The organism is Pseudomonas sp. XWY-1, from assembly GCF_002953115.1.
Lineage (GTDB): Bacteria > Pseudomonadota > Gammaproteobacteria > Pseudomonadales > Pseudomonadaceae > Aquipseudomonas > Aquipseudomonas alloputida.
In genome coordinates this window covers 1,608,733-1,634,441 of the sequence record NZ_CP026332.1, presented here as the reverse complement: position 1 = coordinate 1,634,441, position 25,709 = coordinate 1,608,733, and the positions used below count along the sequence as shown (strand labels likewise).

The window sequence follows — 25,709 nt, the reverse complement described above, 5'->3', positions numbered from 1 at the left end:
AGATTATGCCCGAGCCAACCCGTGGCTCACCATACGAACTCCACATGCGCGCAACGCCCGCCCTCACTCCAGCACGCGTCACTGGCCAACTGCCGCACCAGATTCAGACCGCGGCCGCTCAGCCCCTGGTCCGGCGAAGGCCGCGCAAGCACGCGCTGCACGTCGAAGCCGGCACCGCTGTCGCGCACTTCGATCATCAGACGCCCACCGCCGCCATGCGGTTCAACCTTGAAATCGATGCTTACAAAGCCTTCGGTCAGCGAGCCCAGGCGCCGGGCACGCTCCTGGTAATAGTCGGTAAAGCCTTGCACATCGCGCTTGAGCTGCGAGTCCAGGCCCAGCACACCATGCTCCAGCGCATTGGCATACAACTCGCTAAGCACACTGTGCAGGTTGCCGGTACGTGCGCGCAGGCCATGAATTTCCTGCAACAACTGCACCAGGTACGGCACAGGGTTGAAGCGTTTCAGGCTTTCGCCACGCACCTCGAAGCTCAGCGACCAGTCCAGCGGGCTGGAGCGGCCACTATCAGAGTAGATCATCGGGGCCGCCACCCGCTCCTCGGCAGTGAACATGCGAATATCGCACAAGCTGATGTCATCGCGTGGCTGCCCACCAAAACGCTCCAGGGCCAGCATCAGCTCATCGAACAACTTCACCGGGTCGCGGTTGTCGGCCAGCACCGCTCGCAGGCGCTGTACGCCAAACAGGCATTCCTGGTCGTCGGCGGTATCGATCACACCGTCTGACAGCAGCAACAGGCGCTCGCCCGGTGCCAGCGGCAACACCTCCGTGCTGTCATCGAAACGCTCAGCGGCCAGAATGCCCAGCGGCAGGTGCCGCGAACTCAGTGCCGACAGCACTTGGCCATCCACCGACAGGCGATAGCCATCAGGCATACCGCCATTCCACACCTCCACCGAGCCGCGCTGCATGCTGAGGTTGAGCAGTAGCGCACAGCAGAACATATCCACCGGCAGGATGCGCTTGAGCTTGGCATTCATCTCGCGCAGGATCTGCGCCATGCCGTAGCCCTTGGCGGTCATGCCGTAGAACACCTCAGCCATCGGCATGGCGCCGACCGCCGCCGGCAGGCCGTGACCGGTGAAATCGCCAAGCAGCACACGCATGTCGCCGGCCGGGGTAAATGCCGCCAGCATCAGGTCGCCATTGAACAGCGCGTAAGGCGATTGCAGGTAGCGAATGTTGGGCGCAGAAAGGCAACCAGAGTGGGCCACCTTGTCGAACACCGCCTTGGCGACCCGCTGCTCGTTAAGCAGGTGATGGTGATGCCGGGTGATCTGGTCACGCTGTTCCAGTACCGTTGCCTGCAAGCGACGCAGGCGGTCCATGGCGCGAATCTTGGCAGCCAGGATCACCGCGCTGTAGGGCTTGGCCATGAAATCATCGCCCCCCGCCTCCAGGCAACGCACCAGGCCTTCTTCTTCATTCAGCGACGTCAGGAAAATGATCGGCACCAGCGCTTCGCCAGCCAATGCCTTGATCTGCCGCGCCGCCTCGAAGCCATCCATGACCGGCATCAGGGCGTCCAGCAGCACCAGTTGCGGGCGCCGCTCGAGGTACAGCGCTACCGCCTGCTCACCGTTTTCAGCGGTGAATACCTGATGCCCCTGGCGGCGCACGATCTGCGCAAGCAGAAGGCGATCGACAGCACTGTCTTCGGCGACCAGCACGGTTAACGCCTGTTCGGCCGGCATGTCGGCGCTCAACTGATATCGAAGAGTTTTTCGAAATTGGAGATGGCGAGAATCTTGCGCACATCGGAGCTGGCATGCACTACCCGCACATCCGACTCGTCGCCGCCCGCGTGGTCGCGCAGCAACAGCAGCATGCCGAGCGCGGAGCTGTCGAGGTAGGTGGTGTCCTTCAGGTCGACGACCACCGAATCCGGCCGCCTGGGCTGGCGTTCGTAGGCGTCGCGAAACTCCTGATGCTTGCCGAAATCGAAGCGCCCCTTGATCTTGATGGTCAGCTTTTTCCCGTCCTGCGAAAAATCAGTCTCGACTGCCATGCTAGCGATTCCTTCGATGATGGCGGATGCAACTGCTTTAAGGTTTAGCAGGCGATGGTGGGGGAGGCAAGCGGATGCAGGCTCATGGCGTTGATGGCCTGTACCGGCCTCTTCGCGGGTGAACCCGCTCCTACAATCAATCGGTGGTGTCGCCCAATACCGTGGTAGGGGCGGGTTCACCCGCGAATAGGCCGGACCTGCCAGCCAATATACCCGGTCATACACCGTCGCAGCCGCCACCGCATTCGCGGGCAAGACCTCTCATTTGTTTCGGGCCAATTATTCCGCTGCAAGGCCTGCGGCGAACACCTATAGCTGGTTTTGCCGCGGCAGGCGCTGCGACAGCTCATCCAGCAAACGCTGCTCGCGCTTGTCTTCAGCGCGCCGGGCCTCGTCCTGGTAGCGCTGTACCAGCTTGCGCAAACCTTCCACCCGGGCATAGGCCTGCTGCCATGTACCACGGGCGTTATTGAGGTTGTTCTGGTGCCAGACCAGGCTCTGGCGCTGCTGGGTCATGGCCGTTTCCAGCTGCCCCAGAAAGCGCTGGTAATTGACCAGCCAGCTGCCATTGACCCCTTGCCCGCCGCGGTTGATCCACTGCAGCTGGTAATCCTCGCGAAAGCGCTCCAGCTCGGCCAGCTTGGCCTGGGCCGTGGCCACCTGCTGCTGGAAATGGCCAAGGCGCTGAGCCGCCTTGCGCTCGGCCTCTTCGGCCATGTCCACCACCGGCGCCAGGCGCGCGGCACGTCCGGGCAGCGCCATGGCTTATCAACCTGCCGGGGGCGTGAAAATCGCCCCCAGCTGTTCGCGGCTCTGCGCCATGCCCACGTTCTCGCGCAGGCCCTGGCGCAGAAACTCAACCAGCTTCGATTGCAAGGCAATGGCCAGGTCGGTCTCCGGATCACCGCCGGCTACATAGGCGCCCACGCTGATCAGGTCGCGGCTTTGCGACAGGCGCGACCACAGTTGTTTGAACTTCTGCGCCTGGCGCAAGTGGTCGGCATCGACCACTTGGGGCATGACCCGGCTGATCGACGCTTCGATGTCGATGGCCGGGTAATGGCCTTCCTCAGCCAGCCGACGCGACAGTACAAAGTGGCCGTCAAGCACGCCCCGCGCCGAGTCGGCGATCGGGTCTTGCTGATCGTCGCCTTCAGACAGCACGGTATAGAACGCAGTGATCGAACCACCGCCAGGTTCGCCATTGCCTGCCCGCTCCACCAGCTTGGGCAGCTTGGCGAACACCGAGGGCGGGTAACCCCGGGTGGCTGGCGGCTCGCCGATGGCCAGGGCAATTTCCCGCTGGGCCTGGGCGAAACGGGTCAACGAGTCCATCAGCAACAGCACATTCTTGCCTTTGTCGCGGAAGTACTCGGCAATGCGTGTGCAATACATGGCGGCGCGCAGGCGCATCAGCGGCGCATCGTCGGCCGGCGAAGCCACCACCACCGAGCGCTTGAGGCCCTCTTCACCGAGGATGTGCTCGATGAATTCCTTCACCTCGCGCCCCCGCTCCCCGATCAGGCCGACCACGATGATTTCGGCTTCGGTGAAACGGGTCATCATGCCCAGCAATACCGATTTACCCACACCGGTACCGGCGAACAGGCCTAACCGCTGGCCACGGCCGACAGTAAGCAGGCCGTTGATACTACGAATGCCCACATCCAACGGCTTGCTGATAGGGTCGCGGTTGAGCGGGTTGATCACCGGGCCGTCCATCGGCACCCAGTCCTCGGCCTTCATCCCGCCCTTGCCATCCAGCGCACGGCCGGCGCCGTCGAGCACCCGGCCCAGCATGCTCATGCCCATGGGCAGACGGCCGCCGTCATCCAGCGGCACGACCCGGGCCCCCGGTGCGATACCGACGATACTGCCCACCGGCATCAGAAACACCTTGGGCCCGGCAAAGCCCATGACTTCGGCCTCGACCTGCACGGGGTGATAACTGTCATCGTTGATCACCAGACAGCGGCTGCCCACTGCAGCGCGCAGGCCTTCGGCTTCCAGGGTGAGGCCGACCATACGCAGCAAGCGGCCTTCGACGATGGGTTGCGCCGGCAGCTCGATGGCCTCAGCGTAAGTGCCCAGGCGCTTGCCGAAGCTGGTGCGTTCAAGGCGCATCTGGGCTGTCCACGGTACGCTCGACCGGCGCGTCCAGGTCTATCGACATGTCTGGCGCCGCCGGGTGCAGGGAATGATCGTGCAACTGGTCGAACAGCTGCGCCACCGCTTTTTCGATACGCGTTTCCATGGTGGCATCGATACGGCTGTGGGCCGTCTCGATGCGGCAACCACCCGGTAGCAGCGCGCTGTCTTCCAGCAGCCGCCAGTTCTCCTCATGGCGTTCGCGCAGGGCCTTGGCCAGCTCGAAATCCTGCGGGTTGAGGTGGATGCGGATATTGTCCGCACCCATGGGCAGCAGCTTGAGCGCTTCGCGCAGCACCTGAGTGATCTGGCTGGAATCGTTGCGTAGCTCGCGGCCGATCACCTGGCGGCTCATGTGCGCGATCAGGTGCACCAGGCTTTTCTCGATCTGCGTGTCTTGCTCGGCAATCGGCTCCATCAGGTTAGCCATCAGCCGCTCGAGGCTGTCGAGTTTGGTTTTCAGGGCCTCTTCGGCCTCCTGGCGAACCTTGAGCTGGGTGCTGTGGAAGCCCTCGCGCTCACCGGTTGCGAAGCCCTCGTTGTAAGCCTCCTGACGGATGGCTTCGAGCTCTTCCAGGGTCAACGGCTGGACTTCTTCCAGCGGCACTTCCTCGACTTCTTCCGCGATGACCTCGGGTTCCGGCTCTGGCTCGGGCTCGGGCTCCGGGTCGAAGCTTGGCAGCGTCCACACATCCACGCCCTCGAGGTCGCGGGCACGGATCAGGTCGCTGGGGTGGTGTTCTTTGGTGGGCATGCTGTCATGTTCTCAAACCATGTTCGGCCGACACGGTCCCTTGTAGGAGCGGGTTCACCCGCGAATGCGTCGGCAGCGACAACCTCGATTGCCAGGACCGACGCCTTCGCGGGTAAACCCGCCCCTACAAAAGGCGGCGTCGGCTATGGGATCGCGAATACCTTAGATCATTTCCTCGGCGCCCTTGCCGCCGAGCACGATCTCGCCGGCCTCGGCCATGCGCCGGGCAATGGTGAGGATTTCTTTCTGCGCGGTTTCCACGTCGCTGACCCGTACCGGCCCTTTGGCCTCCAGATCGTCACGCAGCAGTTCCGAAGCACGTTTGGACATGTTCTTGAAGATCTTGTCCTTGACCCGCTCGTCGGCGCCCTTGAGCGACACCACCAACACGTCGGAGGACACTTCGCGCAACAGCGCCTGGATGCCCCGGTCGTCGACGTCGGCCAGGTTGTTGAAGACGAACATCAGGTCTTCGATCTGCTCCGACAGGTCGCTGTCGATTTCGCGGATCGCGTCCATCAGTGCGCCTTCCACCGAGCTGTCGAGGAAGTTCATGATGTCGGCAGCACGCTTGATACCACCCAGGGTGGTGCGCGCGGCGTTGGAGTTGCCCGAGAACTGCTTCTCGAGGATCTGGTTCAGCTCCTTCAGCGCCGCGGGTTGCACGGTGTTCAGCGATGACACGCGCAAGACGATATCCAGGCGCACCTTGTGGTCGAAGTTGCTCAGCACTTCACCGGCCTGGTCGGGGTCGAGGTAGGCGACCACGATGGCCTGGATCTGCGGGTGCTCGTAGCGGATCACGTCGGCCACGGCACGCGGTTCCATCCACTTGAGGCTGTCCAGGCCGCTGGTATTGCCGCCGAGCAGGATGCGGTCGACCAGGCCGTTGGCCTTGTCCTCGCCCAGGGCCTGGTTGAGCATCTTGCGGATGTACGCATCAGAACCGACGCCCAGGCTGGTCTGGTCGCCGACGATGTCGACGAACTCGCTCATCACCTGTTCGACCTGGTCACGGTGCACATTGCCCATCTGCGCCATGGCCACACCCACCCGCTGCACTTCCTTCGGGCCCATGTGCCGCAGCACCTGGGCCGCATCGGTCTCGCCCAGCGAGAGCAGGAGGATCGCCGCCTTGTCGACGCGGCTCAGCTTGGCGGTAACGGCTCGGTTATCACTCATCGGCGTTGATCCAGTCTTTCACGACCTGAGCCACACGGCCCGGGTCTTCGGCCACCAGGCCTTTGATTGCGTTGAGCTGTGCCTCGTAACCCTCGCTCGGGCTAGGCAGCAGAATGCTTGTCGGGCCACCCAGGCTGACGCGGTCGTTGGCCAGTTCGCCATCCAGACCCATCATGCCGCCCAGCTCCATGTCACTGTCCGGGGCAGCCTGCTTGCCGCCCCCGGTAATGTTGTTCAGCACTGGCCGCAGCACGCCGAACACCAGCACCAGGATGAACACCACGCCCAGCACCTGCTTGACGATATCCCAGAACCACGGCTGCTGGTAGAAGGCGATGTCGGCGATTTCCTCGCCACGGTCGGCGGCGAACGGCACGTTGATCACCGTCACGCTGTCGCCACGACTGGCATCGAAGCCAACTGCGTCCTGCACCAGGCGGGTAAAGCGCGCCAGGTCCTCGGCGCCCCATGGCGCACGCGTGGTATCGCCAGTGGCCGGGTCGATCTTGACCTGGTCGTCCACCACCACCGCTACCGACAGACGGGTCATGCGCCCCTGCTGCTGACGAGTGTGGCTGATGGAACGGTCCAGCTCGAAGTTCTTGGTGCTTTGCTGACGTTTGTCTGACGGGTACGGCGCGAGCATCGGCTGGCCGGTGGCCGGGTCCATGATCTGCTGGCCGTTGGCATCCACCAGCGGTTGGCCAGGCTGAATGGCGGCAGCCGGGGTAGCCGCGCCACCGGTGGTCTGCGGTGCCGAAGCGGCCCCTGGTGGCTGGTTGCTCAGCGCGCCAGGCACGCCTTGCGGGCCTTGGCTGCTGGCACGTTGTTCGTCAACCGACTGCTCGCTGCGCAACGCCGGCTGGTCGGGGTTGAACTGTTCGGAGGTGGACTCGACCGCACTGAAGTCGAGGTCGGCGGACACTTCGGCCTTGTAGCGGTCGTTGCCCAACACCGGCTGCAGAATGTTGTGCACACGCTGGGTGAGCATGCTTTCCACCCGGCGGCTGTAGTCGAACTGCTTGCCGGCCTGGGTCAGTGCGGAATCCTGAATCTGCTCGGACAGCAGGTTGCCCTTCTGGTCGACGACGGTGACCTGGGATTTGTCCAGTTCCGGCACGCTGGTGGCGACCAGGTTGACGATGGCCATCACCTGCCCGGCTTCCAGTGCACGGCCTGGGTACAGCTCGACCAGTACCGAGGCGCTGGGCTTGCGTTCATCACGCACGAACACCGAACTTTTCGGGATGGCCAGGTGCACGCGCGCGGCCTTGACGTTGTTGAGGCTGGAAACGGTACGGGCCAGTTCGCCTTCCAGGCTGCGGCGGTAGCGGGTGGCTTCCATGAACTGGCTGGTGCCCAGGCCCTGCTCCTTGTCGAGCAGCTCGAAGCCGACATTGCCATCGCTCGGCGCCACGCCGGCGGCTGCCAGTTTCAGGCGCGCACGGGAGAGGTCGTCGGCCTTGACCAGCAGGGCACCCGAGTTGGGCTCCACGTTATAGGGGATGTCAGCAGCAGCCAGGGTGTCCATGACCTGCTTGGTGTCCATGCCCGACAGGCTGCCGTACAACGGACGGTAATCGGGTTGTTGCGACCACAGCACCACGGCAAAGCCGATGGCCACGCTGGCCGCCAGGCCGACCAGGAGGCCGATCTGGCGCAGCATGGGCATCTGCGAGATGTTTTCCAGAAACGCCATGCCAAACAGCGGCGGCTTGGCCGCTGGCGAGCCAGCTTTGGCGGGGGCGTTTTCGACGACTGCTTCAGCCATGGGTTACATCCGTCCTCAAACCGGCATCTGCATGATGTCCTGGTACGCCTGGACCAGCTTGTTGCGTACCTGGGTCATGGCTTGCATCGACACGCTGGCCTTTTGCGAAGCGATCATCACGTCAGTCAGGTCGACGCCGCTCTTGCCGATTTCGAACGCGTTGGCCAGTTGGGTCGAGGCCTGCTGCGTCTCATGCACCTTGCCGATGGCCTGGCCGAGCATGTCGGCGAAGGTGCTTTGCCCTGGCGCCAGCTCGGGGGCGGCAGTTACCTTGGGCAGCGACATGGCATCGGCCTGCATGGCCCGCATGTCCAACATCAGACGATTGAATTCAACACCTTGGCTCATGACCCTTCTCTCTCCTGCGGCCGCATTTTTTTGACAGTCATGCGGCGAATGACCTACCTAAAGCAACAAAGGTGCCAGCCTTCGCAACTCATTTCCCAGGGATCACACAATTCCTGTGGGAGCGGCCTTGCGTCGCGATAGGGACGCAAGGCCGCTCCCACAGAGGTCCGCGCCAGTTGCAGATGATTTGCCAGTCAGCCGAACAGGCTGGCCTCGACGTCAAACCCGGCATCGCGCATCTGCGCCAGCTTGTAGCGCAACGTACGTGGACTGATCCCCAGGCGTTCGGCCGCCTCTTTGCGGCGGCCGCGCTCGGCGCGCAGGGTGTCGATGATCATCTGGTACTCGTGGCGACGCATGTCATCCCCCAGGCCGCCGGCATCAGCAGCCACCTCGAGAGATGGCTCGGTGCCAGCCGACAATGGAATGGCGCCTGCCAGACAAAAATCCGCCGCCTCGATCACGCCACCCTGCTGCAGAATCAACGCCCGCTGCAGGGCGTTGTCCAGTTCGCGCACGTTGCCCGGCCAGGCATATGCCTGCAGGCAGGCCCGAGCCGCTGGCGAGAGGCGCACCGGGGCATGCTTCATCTTGGTCACATGGCGCGCCAGCAGGCGCTCGGCCAGCTGCAGGATATCGCCCGGCCGCTCACGCAGCGGGCGCCAGGCCAGCGGGAACACCGACAGGCGGTAGTACAGGTCTTCGCGGAAGCGCCCGGCCGCCACCTCGCCGGCCAGGTCGCGGTTGGTGGTGGCCAGCACCCGAATGTCCAGGCTGATCGGCTTGCGCCCGCCTACCCGCTCCACCTCGCGCTCCTGCAGCACACGCAGCAGCTTGGCTTGCAAGGCCATGGGCATTTCCGAGATTTCGTCGAGCAGCAGGGTGCCGCCTTCGGCCTGCTCGAACTTGCCTGCCTGAGCCGCGATAGCACCGGTGAAGGCACCCTTCTCGTGGCCAAAGAGGGTGGCCTCGAGCATGTTGTCGGGGATCGCCGCACAGTTGATCGCCACGAAGGGCTGCGCCGCACGCGGCGACTGCTGGTGAATGTAGCGCGCCAGCACTTCCTTGCCAGTACCGGACTCGCCGGAAATCAGCACGGTCGAGTCACTGCGCGCCACACGGGCCGCCAGCTCCAGCAACTGGCGACTGGCCGGCTCGCAGGCCACCGGCCCTTCTTCGCCGGTCACACGTCCGGCGGCATGCCGCTCCACGAGGTTGAGCAGCGCCTTGGGCTCGAACGGTTTGACCAGGTAGTCGGCGGCGCCTTGGCGCATGGCCTCGACTGCACGCTCGACGGCAGCATGCGCCGTCATCAACAACACCGGCAACTGTGGCTGCTGGCGGCGCAGCTGGCTCAGCAACTGGTGCCCATCCATACCGGGCATGTTGACGTCACTGACCACCAGGCTGAACGCGTCTTCGAGTACGGCCTCCAGCGCTTCTTCGGCACTGCCCACTGCCTGATAGGCGAAACCGCCGATTTCCAGGGTATCGCCCAACGCCTGGCGCAATACGCGGTCATCCTCGACCAGCAGCACCTTGATTGCCATTACACCCCCTCCGCCAATTGCCCGTCGATCAACGGCAGCTCTACCCGCACGCAGGTACCACGGCCGACTTTCGAGCGCAGGTTGATCGTGCCCTGATGCGCACGCACCACCGCCTTGACCACGGCCAGGCCCAGGCCGGTACCGGTGGCCTTGGTGGTAAGGAACGGCTCGCCCAAACGGCCGAGCAAGCCTGCATCGATGCCGCTGCCGGCATCGCTGACGCACAGGTGCAAGCTACGTTCGCGGCGGTACAGGTGCACCTTCAGCCGCGCCGGGCCATCGCTGGCCTGCAGGGCATTTTCAATCAGGTTGAGCAAGGCGCCGACCAGGGTGTCGCGGTTGCACAGCAGCTCACCCAGATGACTGTCGCACTGCCAGCGCACGGCGTGCCCCTGCACATGCGCCTGGGCCGCCTGCTGCAGGGCCTGGAACAGCGCTTTCGGGGTCACCCGATCCCCCAGCGGCAACTCGCCACGGGCAAACACCAGCATGTCGCGCACCTGGTGTTCCAGCTCGTGCAGGCGTTCCTTCAAGGTCGCGGCAAAACGCAGGCGGGTTTCCGCGCTCAGCGCTTGCTCGCTATCGGCCAGGTGGCTGGCATACAACATGGCTGCCGATAGCGGTGTGCGGATCTGGTGGGCCAGCGAGGCAACCATGCGCCCCAACGACGACAGGCGCTCGTGGCGAGCCAGCTGGTCCTGGAGGCGACGGGTTTCAGTCAGGTCGTTGAGCAGCACCAATTGGCCAGGCTCGGCATCCAGCGAGCGGGTGGCGATCGACAGGCGGCGACCGTCGCGCAGCGAGACTTCGTGGCCGTCGTCCTTGCGCGGGGCAAAGCTACGGGCGATCACCTGGCGCCACAATTGGCCGATCAGAGGCTCACCGAGCAACTCGCAGGCGGCCGGGTTGGCTTCGCGCACCAGGCCCTGGCCGTCGATCACGATCACCCCGCCGGGCAGCAAGTCCAGCAGGTTCTGCAGGCGGTTGGCCAGGCGTTCCTTTTCACTCAGTTCGTCGATGCGCTGGGCGCTGACCACGGCCAGCTCACCTTTGAGTTCACTGACCCGGGCTTCAAGCAGGCTGTAGGACTGGCTCAGCTGGCTGGACACCTGATTGAACAGGGCGAAGGCTTGCGCGATACCCTGGCCGCTGTCCTGCGCGACCAGGGTTTGCCCCTGCTGATCGGGGGCTCGGGATACGTGGGCGGCCTGGGGCATCGTGCTCTCTCGCGTGGCTGACCGTCATAAAAACGGTGTGTTGCCAGCGGTGTAGCAATAGCCGTGCCGGAGATAGGGATTTGTGCCGGCCTCTTCGCGGGCACGCCCGCTCCCACAGGGATATCACCGAATTGAAGATGTGCATCGATCCTGTGGGAGCGGGCGTGCCCGCGAAGAGGCCGGCACAGGCAACCGCCAGGCTTCAATCTTCCGCCTGTTCCTCGCCGCCTTGGCGGCTCATGCCGTACTTGCGCATTTTCTCGACCAGGGTGGTACGGCGAATACGCAAACGTTCAGCCGCGCGCGCAACGATACCGTTGGCATCGTCCAGCGCCTGCTGGATCAGGCCCTGCTCCAGGCTACCCAGGTAGTCCTTGAGGTCCAGGCCTTCGGGCGGCAGCATGGCGTGGTTGCTGAAGTTTGGTGTGTGGCCATTGATCGCCACGCGCTCTTCCAGGTCGCTGCGCAGGCTGTCGACCATCTGCTCGTCTTCGTCATCGACATAGCGGAATTTCTTCGGCAGTTCCGACACGCCAATGACCCCGTACGGGTGCATGATCGCCATGCGCTCGACCAGGTTGGCCAGCTCGCGCACGTTGCCCGGCCAGCCGTGACGGCACAGCGACATGATCGAGGCGGAATTGAAGCGAATGGAACCGCGCTTCTCGTGCTCCATGCGCGAAATCAGCTCGTTCATCAGCAACGGGATGTCTTCCACCCGCTCACGCAACGGCGCCATTTCGATAGGGAACACGTTCAGGCGGTAGTACAGGTCTTCGCGGAAGGTGCCGTCCTCGATCATGGTTTCGAGGTTCTTGTGCGTCGCAGCGATGATGCGCACGTCGATGCTCTGGGTCTTGTTGCTGCCCACGCGCTCGAAGGTACGCTCCTGCAGCACACGCAGCAGCTTGACCTGCATCGGCAACGGCATGTCGCCGATTTCGTCGAGGAACAGGGTACCGCCGTTGGCCAGCTCGAAACGCCCGGCACGGCTGGTGATGGCCCCGGTAAAGGCGCCCTTCTCGTGGCCGAACAGTTCGCTTTCCAGCAGCTCAGCCGGGATCGCGCCACAGTTGACCGGCACGAACGGCGCTTCGCGGCGCTTGGAATGGTAGTGCAGGTTACGCGCCACCACTTCCTTGCCGGTGCCCGACTCACCCAGGATCAGCACGCTGGCGTCGGTATCCGCCACTTGCTGCATCATTTGCCGCACGTGCTGAATGGCACGGCTGGTGCCCACCAGGCTACGGAACAGATTGGGCTCGCGCTGGCGACCGCGCTCGCGCGCCTGGTCATACATTTCGCGGTAGACCTGGGCACGGTGCAGCGAATCCAGCAGCTGGCTGTAGCTTGGCGGCATTTCCAGGTTGGACAGCACCCGGCGGCGAAGGTCTTCCGGCAGCTCGGCAGAAGAAATTTCACCTAAAAGCAGAACCGGAAGGAACTCATCCCAGGTAGCCACTGTCTTAAGCAGCCCAAGCAGATTGCCCGGAGCATTCACGGTGCCGATGAGCACGCACAGCACTTCGCGGCTCGAGGACAATGGCTCGACCGCCTGCTGCCAGTCATGGCTGGCACACGCGAGGTTTTCTTCGCCGAGGAAGTTCAGCACCACCGCAAGGTCGCGGCGGCGCGCGCTGTCGTCATCGATCAGCAGAATCTTGGTTTCACGCCACATGCAATAGCAACTTCCCTAGTCATATCGGCGCCCTGCAGGGGCGTGCTCGACATCATTCCGACTGAATGGTCAGTGTTCGGACGTCTGAAATTCGAAAACAGCCACTAGTAAAGTCAAAAACTTAAAGGCAGTCAAATTTATGGCGCCGAAGCGTTGCTCTCTGCCCAGCTTCAGCTGAACAGATGGTATACCTTTGTGGCGTGTTTCGCTTGGTTGATATTCGACATTTGTGCGACCAAGGATTGACGCTCGTCACTTGCAACGTCGATCAGCTGACGATAAACCGCCATCAACGCTTCCAGATTGGCCCGGATTGCGGCCTCATCATCCTGATTCTCTTGCAGTAATTCATCCATCAGCGCACGACAGGCCAAGTCCAACTCACCAATGGCCGCCCAGTCGCGCACTTGCAGGGCCTCGCTCAGGGCAAGGCGGGTGTCTTCGATTTGCTGCAGCGCGCTCATGGGGGTGCTCCTTAGGGTGTTATTGCTCGGCGGAGGCGATGGCATCCCAGCCGCTTTTGACAGTGATCATCAATTGCGCGACTTCGTCGATCATGGCCGGGTCGCTATGCAGATTGGCCTGAGTCAGGCGGCGAGCCATGTAGTCGTACAGGCTGTCGAGGCGGTCCAGTTCGTCTGGGTTATCGGTCTTTTCCTTATCCAGCCCCTCACGCAGACCACCGATGATGTCAATAGCCTTGCCCAGCATCACACCCTTCAGCGCCACATCGCCGCGCGCGATCGCACCTTTGGCCTGAGCCATGCGGTCAAGCGAACCCTCCATCAGCAACTGCACCAAGCGGTGCGGGGTAGCTTCGGAAATTTGAGCGTGGGAATTGACCTTCTGGTACTGGCGAAGGGCTCTCATCGGGTGCATGGGGGATCCTCATTGAACGGGGCTGGACGTGGGCCGCATGTCTACTACATCGGCCCGGCCCGGCGTTTCTTTAATGATCAGCTGTCGCTATTGGCTTTGTTCAACGCGTTGAGCGTGGTCATCACGCTGTCACTAGTAGCCTTGAGCTGGGCGACCATGGTGTCCATGGCGTTATATTTCTTGGTCAGGGTTTCGGTCAAAGACTCGATACGACGGTCCAGGGCGGTTTGCGACTCTTCCAGTTGCTTGAGCTGATTAGTCAGATTGGTCTGACGAGAGGCCAGGATGCCACCGGTCTTGGCGTATTCCTCGGTGGCGGAGGTCATGCGCGTGAGCAGGCCTTCCTTACCGGTGAACAGACCGCTGATGTCAGCACCATACGTTTTGACCGCAGCGTCCCACTTGGTGTCATTGAGCTCCAACAGGCCGGTTTTCTGGACGGTATTGATGCCTAATTGCGACAAAGTGCGCAGGCCTGTACTGCCAACGCTGCGACTGATCTCGCTACGAATGGAATTGACCAGCGAGCGCATGGTCGCATCACCGGTCAATGCGGCCGAGCCGGTGGCAGAGCCATCAGAGCCTGTGGTGACCTTGGTCTGGGCATTGATAGTAGTCATCAGCGCATTGTAAGCGGTGACGAACGACTGCACCGAGGTCTTGAGCGTATCGTTATTGCTCGATACCGCTAGGCTGGCCTTGCCTTCCTTGACCAGTGTGATATCCACGCCACTGATGGCGCCTGTTACAGTATTCGAGGCCGATTCCAGCTCAAGACCGTCCAGGGTGTATTTTGCGTTCTGTGGCTCGGCGATGGTCGTCACATCACTAGCCATGCTGGCGTCGCCGCCCAACGTCAGTTCGGTGCCCTCACCCATTTTAGTGGACGAGAAGATCAGGCGTGAACCACTGGCGTCGGTGACGATGTTCGCGGTGATACCTTTTGACTGCAGTTGACCATTGATCGTGTCACGAGCCTGCTGCAGGGTCGCGCCGTTGGCGATGGTCACGCTATGGGTAGCACTGCCCTGGCTAATGGTCAGGGTTTGCGATTGCCCCGAATCGTTGACGATGGTCGAAGTCTTCTCGTAGACCTGTGTCGAGATCTTGGAAGCTGTCGCCAACTGGGTAACTTCGAGAGCATAGTCACCGGAAGACGCGCCATCGCCCAGCTTGATCTTGGCGATGGCTTCATCGGACGACGATGACGCCAAACCGGAAAAGCTCGAAGCCGTGTTTAGCTTGGCAACGGCTGCACGAAAGGTATCCAGTGCGCTTTTCACAGTACCGATGGCCGACAGCGAGGTGGTGGCTGTGGTGGTCTGGTTGTTGATCTGGGTTTGCTTGGGCGCCTTTTCGGCATCTGCCAGCGCCTTCACGATACCGCTGATATCGAGGCCAGAGCCAAGCCCATTGATGGTTGAGCTCGCCATATCACATCTCCTTAATCGTTGCCGCCGGTTTACCGACGAAAAGGCATCCGTGCGCTAATAAACAAATGCCGTGCCAACTCAGACCTGGGCATTGAACAACAGGCTATTGGCATCCTTCAGGTTTTCCGCCAGTTTCAGTGCCACTTCGGAAGGCAACTGGCGAATGACTTCGCCGCTTTGGCGGGCTATGACCTTGACCACCACCTGGCCGGTGGAGTCATCGATCGAAAAATCGAGTTGCCGCTCTGAAGCCTTGACGAAGTCCTGGATGGCACTGATGGCGCTTTCCAGGTCTTGCCGAGCTTCAGGCTTGGGTTGTTTGTCGACCGACTCGCTGGCTGCCAGATCGCTTGCTTGCCGCTTGCTCGTCGATGTGTCGGGCGCAGCGGAGGCGGGATAGGACAGGCCCAGTTTCACGCTCATATCCATGTCTTACACCTCTTATTCTCGGAAAGACGAAAGGGTACGTCGCCGTACCCTTCGTCAAACTACTCAGCTTTTGAAATTAGCCCAGCAGTTTCAGTACCGACGACGGCAGCTGGTTGGCCTGGGACAGGATCGCGGTGGAAGCCTGTTGCAGGGTCTGCTGCTTGGTCAGCTCGGCGGTTTCAGCAGCAAAGTCGGCGTCCTGCACACGACTGCGGGCAGCGGTGGAGTTTTCCGAGATGCTGTTCAGGTTGGCTACGGTGCTGTCGAAGCGGTTTTGAACGGCACCCAGTTGGGCGCGCTGGCTGTCGACTTGGGCGATAGCAGCATCCAATGCTTGGATCGATATCTGCGACGACTTAGCGTCAGTAATGCTGAGGTTGGAAACGGTAGTTTCCATTGCAACTGCCGTCGCACCAGTTTTGCCGGCTAGACCGAGAGCGGCGAGACCAGTACCTGCACTACCGTCAGCAACAGTAATGTCTTTGTCGGAGAACAGCGACAGCTTACCATCATCAGTCAGACTGGCAGTAACACCCGTGCTAGCGCTATTGATCGCCGAAACGACGTTCTGAGCGCTGGAGCCCTTGGCGAACTTGACTTCTACACCATTCAGAGTAATCGAAGTATCTTCAGTAGTTTTAGCTTCAGAAGTACCAGCAGTCAGGCCCAACTGAGCCAAGGAACCGCTTTGATCATTCGAGAGACGAACATCGCTGCCATCTTTCGAAACGATATTCAAACGACCATCAGCATCGATTTTGGTTTTGGTTGCGTCGATAGTACCGATAGCGTTGATTTGAGTGAGAACAGAGTCAATATCAGCACCTGCAGCCCAAGTAACCTGAGTGTCATTGACCTTGATAGTGCCACCAGCAGCAAGAGTAGTTGCGCCAGTTGCAGGGGTTGGAGTACCTGCACGAACAGCGTTAGTGGTGCCGGTAGCTAGACCAACAGCGGAAGCACCAGCGCCGGAAATTTCTATATCTGCCAAGGCAGACATGGTGAAGCCATCAGCGTCAGTAAAGCCTACAGTGGCGGTATTATCACCAGTCGCAGCTCGCAGAGCGGCTTGCATCTTAGTAGCAATAGCTGCACCTTCGTCACCAACCTCTACCAATACAGATTGATTACCGATAGCGAAGCCGAATTCCGCAGCGAAGCCGCCTCCACCAGCCTTAATCTCGTCTGGTACTGATGTGCTGTTCACGACCGCCGCACCCACCACCGGCGCTGGAGTGGTCAGCTTAGTACCCAATGCAGTGGCAGTCAGCCCCCCCATTTCATTACCAGCAACAGTTGCCTCGCTGTAAGATCCTTTTAGACCAGTTGCACTGATGTCAGTCATGCCGAACGAAATTGTTTCGTTAGCGCTAGCACCAATCTGGAAACCGATGTTCTGGAAAGAGCCGTCCAGAATGTTACGACCACCGAAGGTAGTGGTGTTTGCAATACGAGTCAGCTCACCCGACAGAGCGGTGAACTCCTGCTGCAGGGAAGTACGGTCATCATCGCTGTTCGAGCCGTTAGCCGACTGCAGGGCCAGTTCGCGCATACGCTGCAGAATGCTGGTCGATTCCTGCATCGCACCTTCAGCAGTCTGAGCGATGGAGATGCCGTCGTTGGCGTTTTTCACGGCAACGCTCAGGCCTTTGATCTGGCTGGTCAGACGGTTGGCGATCTGCAGGCCAGCGGCGTCGTCTTTGGCGCTGTTGATTTTCAGGCCAGAGGACAGGCGGGACATGGAGGTGCCCAGCGCGTCGGAAGCACGGTTCAGGTTCTTCTGAACGCCCAAGGAGGTGATGTTAGTGTTAACGGTCAAAGCCATGACGAATTCCTCGTTGTATGGATACTGCGGCTTCCGGCCCTGGCGACAGCCGGGTGTGGCCTAGAGAACCTTCGTAATGGTTATCGTCGGGTGTGCGGGTTGCTTGAGGGTTTTTTCAAAAAAAAAATACTGGCATGGGGCCAGCCCTGAGAAATCAAGGGGTTAAGGGCGGTTTATTGGCGTCAAAAACTGTTTGGAATGGGCTGAATGCCTCATCCCATCTGTAGGAGCGGGTTCACCCGCGAACACCGGCGAAGCCGGTGCCATAGACCGAGCTGCCTTCTTCGCGGGTGAACCCGCTCCTACAATGGGCTGCGTTAGGCAGAAGTTTATTGTCGGCAGAAAAAAAGCGCCGGGCGGTGGCCGCCGGGCGCTTTTAGGGGCTGACTGGGATCAGTCGCGGTACAGGATGGCCGAGCCCCACGACAGGCCCACGCCAAAGCCACTGATCGCCACGCGCTTCCAGCTGCCATCGAGCATGTGCTTCTGCAGCAGCAGCGGAACACTGGAGGACACCGTATTGCCGGTTTCCAGCATGTCCTTGACGAACTTCTCCGGGTGTTGCTCTTCAAAGCGTCGCGCCACGGCGTCGACAATCGCCGCACTGCCCTGGTGGATGCAGAAGGCGTCGATATCCGACGACTTCAGGCCGCTGGCATCCAGCAGCTCGTGCAGGTGCGCTGGCACTTTGATCAGGGCGAAGTTGAATACCTGGCGGCCATTCATGAAGAATTTGCCGTCACTGACTTTCAGGTGCTCGGCACCGGAACCGTCAGTGCCGAAACGCGCCTGGCCCAGGTTCCAAACCGCGTTTTCACCCATCCAGGTTGCCGTGGCGGCGTCGCCGAACAGCATGGTGGTGTTGCGGTCTTCCGGGTCGACGATCTTCGAATACGGGTCGGCGGTGATCAGCAGGCCGTTCTTCAGGCCTGCCGCCTCCATGAAGCCTTTGATCGCATACAGGCCATACACATAGCCGGAGCAGCCCAGCGACACGTCGAACGCCGCCACGCGGGTAGACAGGCCAAGTTTGCTCTGGACGATGGCTGCGGTGTGCGGCAGGCCTTCTTCGTCGCCGTTCTGGGTGACCACGATCAACGCATCGATCGATTGCGGATCAAGGTCGGGGTTGCTGGCGAACAGCGCCTGGGCGGCTTCTACGCACAAGTCGGAGGTTTCTTGCTCTTCGGCCTTGCGCGGCAGGAACGACGCACCGATCTTGCCGAACATGAACTCTTCGTCCTTGCCGAACTTCGCACCCTGAACGTAGTTGTCCAGGCCAGCGGTGGGCACGTAACTCGCAATGCTTTTGATGCCAATCATTCTGGCTTCCCAATGAAAACAGCCAAAGACCACCACTCGATGAATTGAGGGCGCCAAATACCGGAGCGGTCACCGCCAGGGGTTGTAGCCAGGGCTCGCCTGCGCACCGGTAACAAAATGCTGCAACAGCTGCTGCATAGAATACAGGGAAGATGAGCGTTTTGACTCATTGGTCACATTGAAATGCTACGAAAGCCGTGGCGAGGGTGTGGGGACTGGGGAATTTTTGGAATGACCGGGCGGGCACTGGACCCCGAATGATCAGCTTCGCAGCAGATATCGATGGGGCCGCTTCGCGGCCCTTTCGCGACGCAAGGCCGCTCCCACAAATACGCCACCTTCAGGAGAGAGGACGACCTGGACTGCCCCCAAGAAGCTGGACACCAATCCAACCCTGGGGAGCAGCCCAAATACGCCACCCTCAGGAGAGAGGAGGACCTGTGGGGGGCCCTGTGTCGCGATAGGGCTGCGCAGCAGCCCCAGGATCAGGCAGGCAGACTAGATCTTGTCGAACAGGCTTAGCTGAGAAATGCGCGCAAACGCCAACTGCGAAGCTTCAAGCATGGCCTGCTGCAGGGTCAGCTGAATGGTGGCCGAGGCCATGTCAGTATCGCCAATGGCACTTTGTGTGCTTTGGTTGGCCAGCCCCAGGCTTTCGTTTTCCTGCGCCTGAATATCCAGCGAGTTGCCCCGCGCACCGATCGAACCACGGGTAATGTCGATACGATCCCGGGCACTGGCCAGGTTGGAAATCGCCGAGTCGGTGGCGGTTTTCAGTGCAGCCTGCGCCTCGGGCGTGTCCAGCGGCTTTTCCAGAGCGCTGCGTAGCTGACCCAAGGTATCCAGTACGTTCTGCGTGCGATGGGTATTGGCATTGACCGAGAACTGGTCGCCTTGCTTCGGCGCGCTGTCGAACTGGTAGGTAACGCCTGCCACCGTCACTGCGTTGCCCGCCCCTACTGTACCCGAGCCAATCGGCTTGCTGTCGGCACTGTACGGCTGCGCATACAGAGAATACTCGGTATCGCTGGTGAAGCGGATCACCGCGCCGTTGCTTGGGAAGGTGCTACGGTAAGCTTCCGGGTCGGTAACGCTGGTGCCGGTCACCTGCGCCGTCGACGGGTTGCCCGCGCTACGCGTCGCCGTGAGGGTATCGGGCTTGGCTTCGAGGGTGAACACATGGCCGGCAACGACGGCGTCAGCATCGTCACCTTCCGCCAGGTTCAGGTTGATCTCGAAGTCGACACCGCGCAGCGAGATCATCTTGCCGCCTTCGGTATTGACGTCGAACTTGCCCTTGCCGGCGGTTTCATTGGTGATGTCATTGCCGGCGGCATCCCTCACGCTGTACTCGGTGGCACTGGTGAAGGTGACAGAATACGGCTGACCAGCGGCAAACTGATTGCCGTAGGTGGTGGCCGAGGTCAACAGGCCGCCAGACAGCAATACCTTGCCGTCATCCGGCGACGGTGCTACCAGGCTCGACTGGGTGCGGCTGTTATTGGTGGCCTGGTCGAAAATGCTGTAGCCGGTGTCGTTGGTCGCCAGGCGCAAGGTGTCGGACACCTGCAGGCTCAGCTGGGTCTGGTCGCCCTGGTAGCTGTAGGTGCCGTCGGCGTTGCGCACATAGGGCGGGGTCGACGACTTGGAGCCGCCAAACATGTAGTCGCCGTTGGCATCGCGCGAGTTCAGCAGACCGAACACGTTGGCTTCGATTTCCTTGATCTCGCTGGCGATCGAGGTACGGTCGGCATCGCTCAGGCCCCCGTTACCCGCCTGGATCGCCAGCTCGCTGGCACGCTGCAGGGCATCGTTGATGGTCGATAGCACGCTCTCTTCCTGCAGCAGGGCGTTCTTGACCGTGGTCATGTTGCCGCTGTACTGCTCCAACAAGGCGCTCTGTTGCTGCAGCACCAGCAAGCGCGCAGCGCCGACCGGGTCGTCACCGGCCGACTGGATGCGCGATTTGGAGGTGACCTGTTCGGTAATCTTGGCCAAGTTGGAGTAGTTCTGGGAGTAGCTAGTGGCGCTGGTCTCATAGAACTGAGCAGTTGAAATACGCACGGTCCGCTACTCCTTACAGGGCGTTGATCAGGGTGGAGAAGGTTTCTTGCGCCGCCTTGATGATCTGCGACGACGCTGTGTAGTAGTGCTGGAACTTCACCAGGCTGGCCGCTTCGTCATCGAGGTTGACGCCCGACACCGCGCTGCGGCTCTCGGTCGCAGACTTGAGCACTGCCTGGGTCGCCGTGGTGTCAATGGTGGCCTGGCTGGCCTTGGCCCCTACCCGCTCGACCAGCGAGGCGTAGGCCGAGGTGAAGCTGGTCCCGGTGCCAGAATTGGTGCCCACGGTCGACTTGGTCTGCAGGTCCAGCAGCGCGTTGGCATTGCGGTTGTCCGCCTTGCCGTCGGCATTGAACGACAGGGTAAAGCTGTCATTGGCCGCAGGGCTGCCACCGATTGTGGTCTCGACGGCAAAGGTACGCGGGTTACCGCTACCATCCAGAATCGGGTCGCCGGCCGCATCCAGCATCGGCACGGCGATGGACAACTTGTTGTCCTGCCCAGGCACCACGCTGCCGGTACCAATCTGGGTGCCCTTGGCATCGAACAGCTTGTAGCCCTGGGAGCCTCTACTGGCAGCATCGAACACCACGCGCACCGGCATCGAATCGCGAATCGACTGCTGGATCAGCGCGGTATCGGCACCGCCGTAGATGTCCAGCGACTCGCTCAGGGTCGGCTGGGTGATGGTGCCAGTACCGCTGTTGCCACTGCCCGAGGTCGCGCTGACAGGGCCGGCGAAGGCCAGCTTGTTGGCATCGGTCAAGGTCGTGGTAATGCTCCCGGCAGCTGCACGGGTGGGGATGACCTTGAAGCTGTCGCCGGCCGCCAGGCCGCCGCCTTTCAACGCCAGGCTGAAACCATCGATCACCGGTGCCGGGTCGGCATTCAGGTCGAAGCTGCCCATGTCGGTGCCGTCCGAGCGGCGCACACTGTACTGGTTGGCGCTGGTGAACTTCACCTCGTAGTCGTAGGTGGTCAGCGCACCGCTGTTGGCGATGGTGACATCCAGATTGCCGGAGCCGGCACTGTTGTTCGACGAGGCCAGGCTGCGCTGGGCAATGGCGGTGGCGCTGTTGATGCTGGAGAACAGCGAGCTGCCGAACTGGCCGTTGGCATCCAGGCCCTGACCCAGCTGGCTATTGATGCTGTCGGCGACTACCAGGGCAACGCGACCAAGCTCGTTCATCGACGGCGTCAGCACGTCCTGGCGATAACGCAACAGGCCGCCAATGGCGCCACCGGACACCACCGAGGTCACGTCCGAGCTGAACGAGTCATAGTTGATGCGCAGGGCAACCTGGCTCTTGTCGGCCACACCCGGCTCCACCGACAAGGTGTTGGCCTTGGTTCCGGTGACCAGCGATTGGCCACTGCCCAGGTACACGTCGTAGTTGCCATCACGCTCCTGCACCGTCACCCCTACCAGCTCGTTGAGCTGGCGCACGGCTTCGCTGCGCGCATCCAGCAGGCTGTTAGGGCTGTTGCCGGAGGCGCTGGCGGCGGTGATCTGCTTGTTGTACTCGGCAATGTTGGCGGTGAGCTTGTTCACCTGGCCGGCCATGGTGTCGAGCTGGGAGTTGATCGTGGCGTTCTGCTGGGTCAGCTGGGTGCTCACCGCGTTGAAACGGTTGCTCAGGGTTTGCGCCTGGGTCAGCAGCAGCTGACGCGAGGCAACGTCACCCGGTTTCGCCGCTGCAGTCTGCAGCGCCGAAAAGAAGGCGGTAAGGACCGAACTGATACCGGTGTCACGGTCGGCCAGCAGCTTGTCGACGCTGGTGATCTGATCCTGGAACGTCAGCGAGTCTGCCTGCAACGAGGTGGCCGTCTGCAACTGGTTGTCCAGGTAGGAGCTGTAGATGCGACGCACATCCGCCAGCGTGGTCCCGGTACCCAGGAACCCTGCGCCTATGTTGTGCGAAGGCCCCGCCGCCTGAACCGTCTGCTGGCGCGAGTAGCCACTGGTCGCGGCGTTGGCGATGTTGTTACTGGTTACCGACAAGCCCGCCTGGCTGGCACTCAGGCCACTCAGGCCGATGGAAATCAGGCTCGACATGATTTAGTCCTTTTATAAGTTCGTGGTTCTGCCAGCCATGGCGTATTGCGGGGTTGACTGCATTTGCTGGGCGATGCTGATGATCTTCTTCGCATAGCCCGGGTCGGTCGCATAACCTGCTTTTTGCAGCTCTCTTGCAAACTGCTCAGGGTTATCGGCCGCATCCAGCGCACCTTGATAGCGAGCATTGCTCTGCAGCAAGGTAACGAGATCGTGGAAGCTGTCCTGGTAGGAGTCGTAGCTGCGGAACGCCGCGGTTTCCTTGACGAACTGGCCATCGCGGAATTCGCTGGTGATCGCCCGCGCCTGCTCGCCTTGCCAGTTGCCGGTGGCTTTGATGCCGAACAGGTTGTGGCTGCTGCTGCCGTCGCTGTTGCGCATCACCGACTTGCCCCAACCGGTTTCCAGCGCGGCCTGGGCCACCAGGTAGCGCGGGTCGACACCAATGCGCCTGGCGGCCTGCTCGGCCATTGGCAGCATGGTGGCGACGAAGGCGTCGCTGTCGGTGAAAGCCTTGTTCGGCGCCAGCGGTGGCTGGGCCACGGCACGGCCGACAATGCGCAGGCCGTTGTCCGGCACGGCGAAGGCCTTGGCGACTGGCTGACCGTCACGGGCAGGCACGGCGGCGTTATTGGCAGTTTCCGCCGACGGTACGATACCGGCCAACAGGCGGTCGGTGAGTTTGCTGGGCAGGGCCAGGCGCCGCGCGTTGAGTGCAGCAACGTCGTTGCGCGTAGCGGACGAGGCCATGGCATGCGCTGGCTCCGCCACCTTGTTGCCCCACAATGCCGGGCCACCGCTATCGACGCGCGGGAACGGGCTGGTATTGATCGACGCACTGCGCCCCTTGGTCAGCTGGCGCACCAGCACGTCCTGCAAGCCGATGCCGCCACCTTCGCGGGACATGCTCACGGCCAACTGCTGGTCGTACATGTCGCGGTACTGCTTGACCGTTTCGGTGTTCATCGGGTTGTCGTCGGCCAGCACGTCACTGGCCTTGCGCGAGGCCTTGAGCATTTCGCTGATGAACAGCGACTCGAATTCCTGGGCCACCTTGCGCACATTGGCTTCGCTGTCGCGGTCGCCGTGCTTGAGGGCACTCAGGCGGTTGAGGTCGGTATAGGCGCCGCTGTCGGCACTACCGGATACCTGGCTTTTGATATTCATCCGCGCCGTCCTCAGATCACGATCAGGTCGGCCTGCAAGGCGCCGGCCTGCTTCAAGGCTTCGAGGATCGCCATCAGGTCGCCGGGCGCTGCGCCCACCTGGTTCACCGCGCGGACGATTTCATCCAGCGTGGTGCCCGGGCCGAACTTGAACATCGGCTTGGCTTCCTGCTCGGCATTGACCCGCGAGCGTGGCACCACGGCAGTCTGGCCATTGGAGAAGGCCCCCGGCTGGCTGACGATCGGGTCTTCGGTGATGGTCACGGTCAGGCTGCCGTGGGTTACCGCTGCCGGCGACACCTTGACGTTCTGGCCGATGACGATGGTGCCGGTACGCGAGTTGATGATGACTTTGGCCACCGCCTGGCCCGGGTCGATTTCGAGGTTTTCGAGGATCGACAGATAATCCACGCGCTGGCTTGGGTCCATCGGCGCGCTGACCCGTACCGAACCACCATCCACGGCCTGGGCCACGCCAGGGCCGAGCAGGTCGTTGACCTTGTCCACGATGCGCTTGGCGGTCGTGAAGTCGGGACGATTGAGGTTAAGGGTCAGGGTATTGCCCTGGTTGAAGCCGCTCGGCACCGCACGCTCGACACTGGCACCACCCGGAATACGACCGGCCGACGGCACGTTGACAGTGATCTTCGAGCCGTCACGACCTTCGGCATCAAAGCCGCCCACGACCAGGTTGCCCTGGGCAATGGCGTAGACATTGCCGTCGATACCCTTGAGCGGGGTCATCAACAGGCTGCCGCCGCGCAGGCTCTTCGAGTTACCGATCGACGACACGGTGATGTCCACCACCTGGCCCGGCTTGGCGAACGGTGGCAGGTCGGCATGCACCGACACTGCGGCAACGTTCTTCAGCTGCACGTTGCCGGAACCGGCCGGCACCTTGATGCCGAATTGCGACAGCATGTTGTTGAAGGTTTGCAGGGTGAACGGCGTCTGGGTGGTCTGGTCACCCGTGCCATTGAGGCCCACCACCAGGCCGTAACCAATCAACTGGTTGGAACGTACGCCAGAGATGCTGGCAATGTCCTTCAGGCGCTCGGCCTGGGCAGCGAAGGCGCAGGACAAAAGCAGGGTTGTGGCAATCAGCTGCCTCACGTTGAACATGGTCATCCGTACTCAGAAAGGCCAAAGCGGGCTGATGAAGAAGCGGTCCAGCCACCCGGGCTGGCTGGCATCGGCGAACGAACCGGTACCGGAGTAGGTGATGCGCGCGTCGGCCACACGGGTGGACGGCACAGTGTTGTCGGTGGCGATATCGTCAGCGCGAACCATGCCGGCAATGCGCACCAGCTCTTCGCCGGTGTTCAGGGTCAGCCACTTCTCGCCGCGCACGGCGATGATGCCGTTGGGCAGCACCTCGGCCACGGTGACGGTGATCGAACCGGTCAGCGTGTTGCCCTGGGTGGCCTTGCTGTCGCCCTTGGTCGCGCGATCGCCGCTATAACCGGCCTCCAGCGAAAGGTCGCCGCCACCGAACGGATTATTGGTGTTGGGCGTGCTACCAAACAGCGAAGTCAGGCCGATGTCGGTCTTGCTGGTCTTGGCGATCTGCGAGCCCGCGTTCTTGCTGGCGGACGTGCGCTCATTGAGCGTGATGGTGATGATGTCACCCACCCGGAACGCCTTGCGGTCGCTGTACAGGTTCTGCTCGAAACCGGCCTGGTAGATCGAACCGTTGTTGGCCGCTGCCGGCAACGGGGTGCGCGGCAACACCGGCGCATAGTACGGGTCGTTGGGCTTGGGCGTCGGTGCGACGCAACCTGCCAGCAACACCGCCCCCCCCAGGGCGAAAACGGACAACAGACGATTCATGACACTTACCTCACGGGCGCAGCT

22 protein-coding genes are annotated in these 25,709 nt (G+C 61.8%); all 22 read right to left on the bottom strand.

The window, feature by feature from the left end; genetic code table 11:
* Positions 1-26: 26 nt before the first annotated feature.
* Positions 27-1,718, bottom strand: a complete 1,692-nt coding sequence (locus PRJ_RS07865) for a fused response regulator/phosphatase (protein WP_104961051.1) — start codon at positions 1,716-1,718, stop codon at positions 27-29.
* 8 nt (positions 1,719-1,726) lie between these two features.
* Entirely contained in the window at positions 1,727-2,032 is a 306-nt protein-coding gene (locus tag PRJ_RS07860) for an STAS domain-containing protein (protein WP_003254426.1), read from the bottom strand.
* A 309-nt stretch (positions 2,033-2,341) separates the two neighbouring features.
* The gene (gene fliJ / locus PRJ_RS07855; protein ID WP_020192694.1) at positions 2,342-2,794 is read right to left on the bottom strand and encodes a flagellar export protein FliJ; all 453 of its coding nucleotides are present in this window, start codon (positions 2,792-2,794) and stop codon (positions 2,342-2,344) included.
* A gap of 6 nt (positions 2,795-2,800) precedes the next feature.
* Positions 2,801-4,156, bottom strand: coding sequence for a flagellar protein export ATPase FliI (fliI, locus tag PRJ_RS07850; RefSeq protein ID WP_010955088.1), 1,356 nt, complete (start codon positions 4,154-4,156; stop codon positions 2,801-2,803).
* A complete protein-coding gene (gene fliH, locus PRJ_RS07845; RefSeq protein WP_104961050.1) occupies positions 4,146-4,934 on the bottom strand; it encodes a flagellar assembly protein FliH in 789 nt (262 codons plus the stop codon). The genes fliI and fliH overlap by 11 nt, the downstream gene beginning before the upstream one ends.
* 162 nt (positions 4,935-5,096) lie before the next feature.
* A complete protein-coding gene (gene fliG, locus PRJ_RS07840) occupies positions 5,097-6,116 on the bottom strand; it encodes a flagellar motor switch protein FliG (RefSeq protein WP_003254434.1) in 1,020 nt (339 codons plus the stop codon).
* A complete protein-coding gene (gene fliF / locus PRJ_RS07835) occupies positions 6,109-7,887 on the bottom strand; it encodes a flagellar basal-body MS-ring/collar protein FliF (protein WP_104961049.1) in 1,779 nt (592 codons plus the stop codon). The genes fliG and fliF overlap by 8 nt, the downstream gene beginning before the upstream one ends.
* A gap of 15 nt (positions 7,888-7,902) precedes the next feature.
* Entirely contained in the window at positions 7,903-8,235 is a 333-nt protein-coding gene (fliE, locus tag PRJ_RS07830) for a flagellar hook-basal body complex protein FliE (RefSeq protein WP_003254438.1), read from the bottom strand.
* Positions 8,236-8,429: 194 nt separating this feature from the next.
* Complete coding sequence (locus tag PRJ_RS07825) at positions 8,430-9,785, bottom strand: sigma-54 dependent transcriptional regulator (protein WP_104886518.1); 1,356 nt, start codon at positions 9,783-9,785, stop codon at positions 8,430-8,432.
* Complete coding sequence (locus tag PRJ_RS07820) at positions 9,785-11,002, bottom strand: PAS domain-containing sensor histidine kinase (protein WP_014590148.1); 1,218 nt, start codon at positions 11,000-11,002, stop codon at positions 9,785-9,787. The genes PRJ_RS07825 and PRJ_RS07820 overlap by 1 nt, the downstream gene beginning before the upstream one ends.
* 202 nt (positions 11,003-11,204) lie before the next feature.
* The gene (fleQ, locus tag PRJ_RS07810; RefSeq protein WP_003254443.1) at positions 11,205-12,680 is read right to left on the bottom strand and encodes a transcriptional regulator FleQ; all 1,476 of its coding nucleotides are present in this window, start codon (positions 12,678-12,680) and stop codon (positions 11,205-11,207) included.
* A 170-nt stretch (positions 12,681-12,850) separates the two neighbouring features.
* Positions 12,851-13,144: a hypothetical protein gene (locus tag PRJ_RS07805; protein WP_003254445.1), complete on the bottom strand. Its 294-nt coding sequence runs from the start codon at positions 13,142-13,144 to the stop codon at positions 12,851-12,853.
* Between the two features lie 19 nt (positions 13,145-13,163).
* A complete protein-coding gene (gene fliS / locus PRJ_RS07800; protein ID WP_003254447.1) occupies positions 13,164-13,559 on the bottom strand; it encodes a flagellar export chaperone FliS in 396 nt (131 codons plus the stop codon).
* A gap of 77 nt (positions 13,560-13,636) precedes the next feature.
* The gene (gene fliD, locus PRJ_RS07795) at positions 13,637-14,992 is read right to left on the bottom strand and encodes a flagellar filament capping protein FliD (RefSeq protein WP_104961048.1); all 1,356 of its coding nucleotides are present in this window, start codon (positions 14,990-14,992) and stop codon (positions 13,637-13,639) included.
* 78 nt (positions 14,993-15,070) lie between these two features.
* Entirely contained in the window at positions 15,071-15,421 is a 351-nt protein-coding gene (locus PRJ_RS07790) for a flagellar protein FlaG (protein ID WP_104961047.1), read from the bottom strand.
* Between the two features lie 76 nt (positions 15,422-15,497).
* Complete coding sequence (locus PRJ_RS07785; RefSeq protein ID WP_004575774.1) at positions 15,498-17,246, bottom strand: flagellin; 1,749 nt, start codon at positions 17,244-17,246, stop codon at positions 15,498-15,500.
* Between the two features lie 393 nt (positions 17,247-17,639).
* On the bottom strand, positions 17,640-18,569 hold the full coding sequence (locus PRJ_RS07775) for a ketoacyl-ACP synthase III (RefSeq protein WP_003254453.1): 930 nt from the start codon (positions 18,567-18,569) through the stop codon (positions 17,640-17,642).
* A 498-nt stretch (positions 18,570-19,067) separates the two neighbouring features.
* On the bottom strand, positions 19,068-20,633 hold the full coding sequence (locus PRJ_RS07765; RefSeq protein WP_003254454.1) for a flagellar hook-associated protein 3: 1,566 nt from the start codon (positions 20,631-20,633) through the stop codon (positions 19,068-19,070).
* A gap of 13 nt (positions 20,634-20,646) precedes the next feature.
* Entirely contained in the window at positions 20,647-22,689 is a 2,043-nt protein-coding gene (gene flgK, locus PRJ_RS07760; RefSeq protein ID WP_104961044.1) for a flagellar hook-associated protein FlgK, read from the bottom strand.
* A gap of 12 nt (positions 22,690-22,701) precedes the next feature.
* Entirely contained in the window at positions 22,702-23,856 is a 1,155-nt protein-coding gene (flgJ, locus tag PRJ_RS07755) for a flagellar assembly peptidoglycan hydrolase FlgJ (RefSeq protein WP_104961043.1), read from the bottom strand.
* An 11-nt stretch (positions 23,857-23,867) separates the two neighbouring features.
* The gene (locus PRJ_RS07750; RefSeq protein WP_004575771.1) at positions 23,868-24,977 is read right to left on the bottom strand and encodes a flagellar basal body P-ring protein FlgI; all 1,110 of its coding nucleotides are present in this window, start codon (positions 24,975-24,977) and stop codon (positions 23,868-23,870) included.
* A gap of 12 nt (positions 24,978-24,989) precedes the next feature.
* Entirely contained in the window at positions 24,990-25,685 is a 696-nt protein-coding gene (flgH, locus tag PRJ_RS07745) for a flagellar basal body L-ring protein FlgH (protein ID WP_003254461.1), read from the bottom strand.
* Positions 25,686-25,709 lie beyond the last annotated feature (24 nt).

Bases quoted from the DNA above. Each gene is read 5' to 3' on its own strand.
- PRJ_RS07805 (WP_003254445.1), bottom strand. From the start codon at position 13,144: ATGAGCGCGCTGCAGCAAATCGAAGACACCCGCCTTGCCCTGAGCGAG.
- fliS (WP_003254447.1), bottom strand. From the start codon at position 13,559: ATGCACCCGATGAGAGCCCTTCGCCAGTACCAGAAGGTCAATTCCCAC.
- PRJ_RS07860 (WP_003254426.1), bottom strand. From the start codon at position 2,032: ATGGCAGTCGAGACTGATTTTTCGCAGGACGGGAAAAAGCTGACCATC.
- fliD (WP_104961048.1), bottom strand. From the start codon at position 14,992: ATGGCGAGCTCAACCATCAATGGGCTTGGCTCTGGCCTCGATATCAGC.
- fleQ (WP_003254443.1), bottom strand. From the start codon at position 12,680: ATGTGGCGTGAAACCAAGATTCTGCTGATCGATGACGACAGCGCGCGC.
- flgH (WP_003254461.1), bottom strand. From the start codon at position 25,685: ATGAATCGTCTGTTGTCCGTTTTCGCCCTGGGGGGGGCGGTGTTGCTG.
- fliG (WP_003254434.1), bottom strand. From the start codon at position 6,116: ATGAGTGATAACCGAGCCGTTACCGCCAAGCTGAGCCGCGTCGACAAG.
- PRJ_RS07865 (WP_104961051.1), bottom strand. From the start codon at position 1,718: ATGCCGGCCGAACAGGCGTTAACCGTGCTGGTCGCCGAAGACAGTGCT.
- fliH (WP_104961050.1), bottom strand. From the start codon at position 4,934: ATGCCCACCAAAGAACACCACCCCAGCGACCTGATCCGTGCCCGCGAC.
- PRJ_RS07825 (WP_104886518.1), bottom strand. From the start codon at position 9,785: ATGGCAATCAAGGTGCTGCTGGTCGAGGATGACCGCGTATTGCGCCAG.
- PRJ_RS07785 (WP_004575774.1), bottom strand. From the start codon at position 17,246: ATGGCTTTGACCGTTAACACTAACATCACCTCCTTGGGCGTTCAGAAG.
- PRJ_RS07775 (WP_003254453.1), bottom strand. From the start codon at position 18,569: ATGATTGGCATCAAAAGCATTGCGAGTTACGTGCCCACCGCTGGCCTG.
- fliF (WP_104961049.1), bottom strand. From the start codon at position 7,887: ATGGCTGAAGCAGTCGTCGAAAACGCCCCCGCCAAAGCTGGCTCGCCA.
- PRJ_RS07790 (WP_104961047.1), bottom strand. From the start codon at position 15,421: ATGGATATGAGCGTGAAACTGGGCCTGTCCTATCCCGCCTCCGCTGCG.
- fliE (WP_003254438.1), bottom strand. From the start codon at position 8,235: ATGAGCCAAGGTGTTGAATTCAATCGTCTGATGTTGGACATGCGGGCC.
- flgJ (WP_104961043.1), bottom strand. From the start codon at position 23,856: ATGAATATCAAAAGCCAGGTATCCGGTAGTGCCGACAGCGGCGCCTAT.
- fliJ (WP_020192694.1), bottom strand. From the start codon at position 2,794: ATGGCGCTGCCCGGACGTGCCGCGCGCCTGGCGCCGGTGGTGGACATG.
- fliI (WP_010955088.1), bottom strand. From the start codon at position 4,156: ATGCGCCTTGAACGCACCAGCTTCGGCAAGCGCCTGGGCACTTACGCT.
- PRJ_RS07820 (WP_014590148.1), bottom strand. From the start codon at position 11,002: ATGCCCCAGGCCGCCCACGTATCCCGAGCCCCCGATCAGCAGGGGCAA.
- flgK (WP_104961044.1), bottom strand. From the start codon at position 22,689: ATGTCGAGCCTGATTTCCATCGGCCTGAGTGGCCTGAGTGCCAGCCAG.
- PRJ_RS07750 (WP_004575771.1), bottom strand. From the start codon at position 24,977: ATGTTCAACGTGAGGCAGCTGATTGCCACAACCCTGCTTTTGTCCTGC.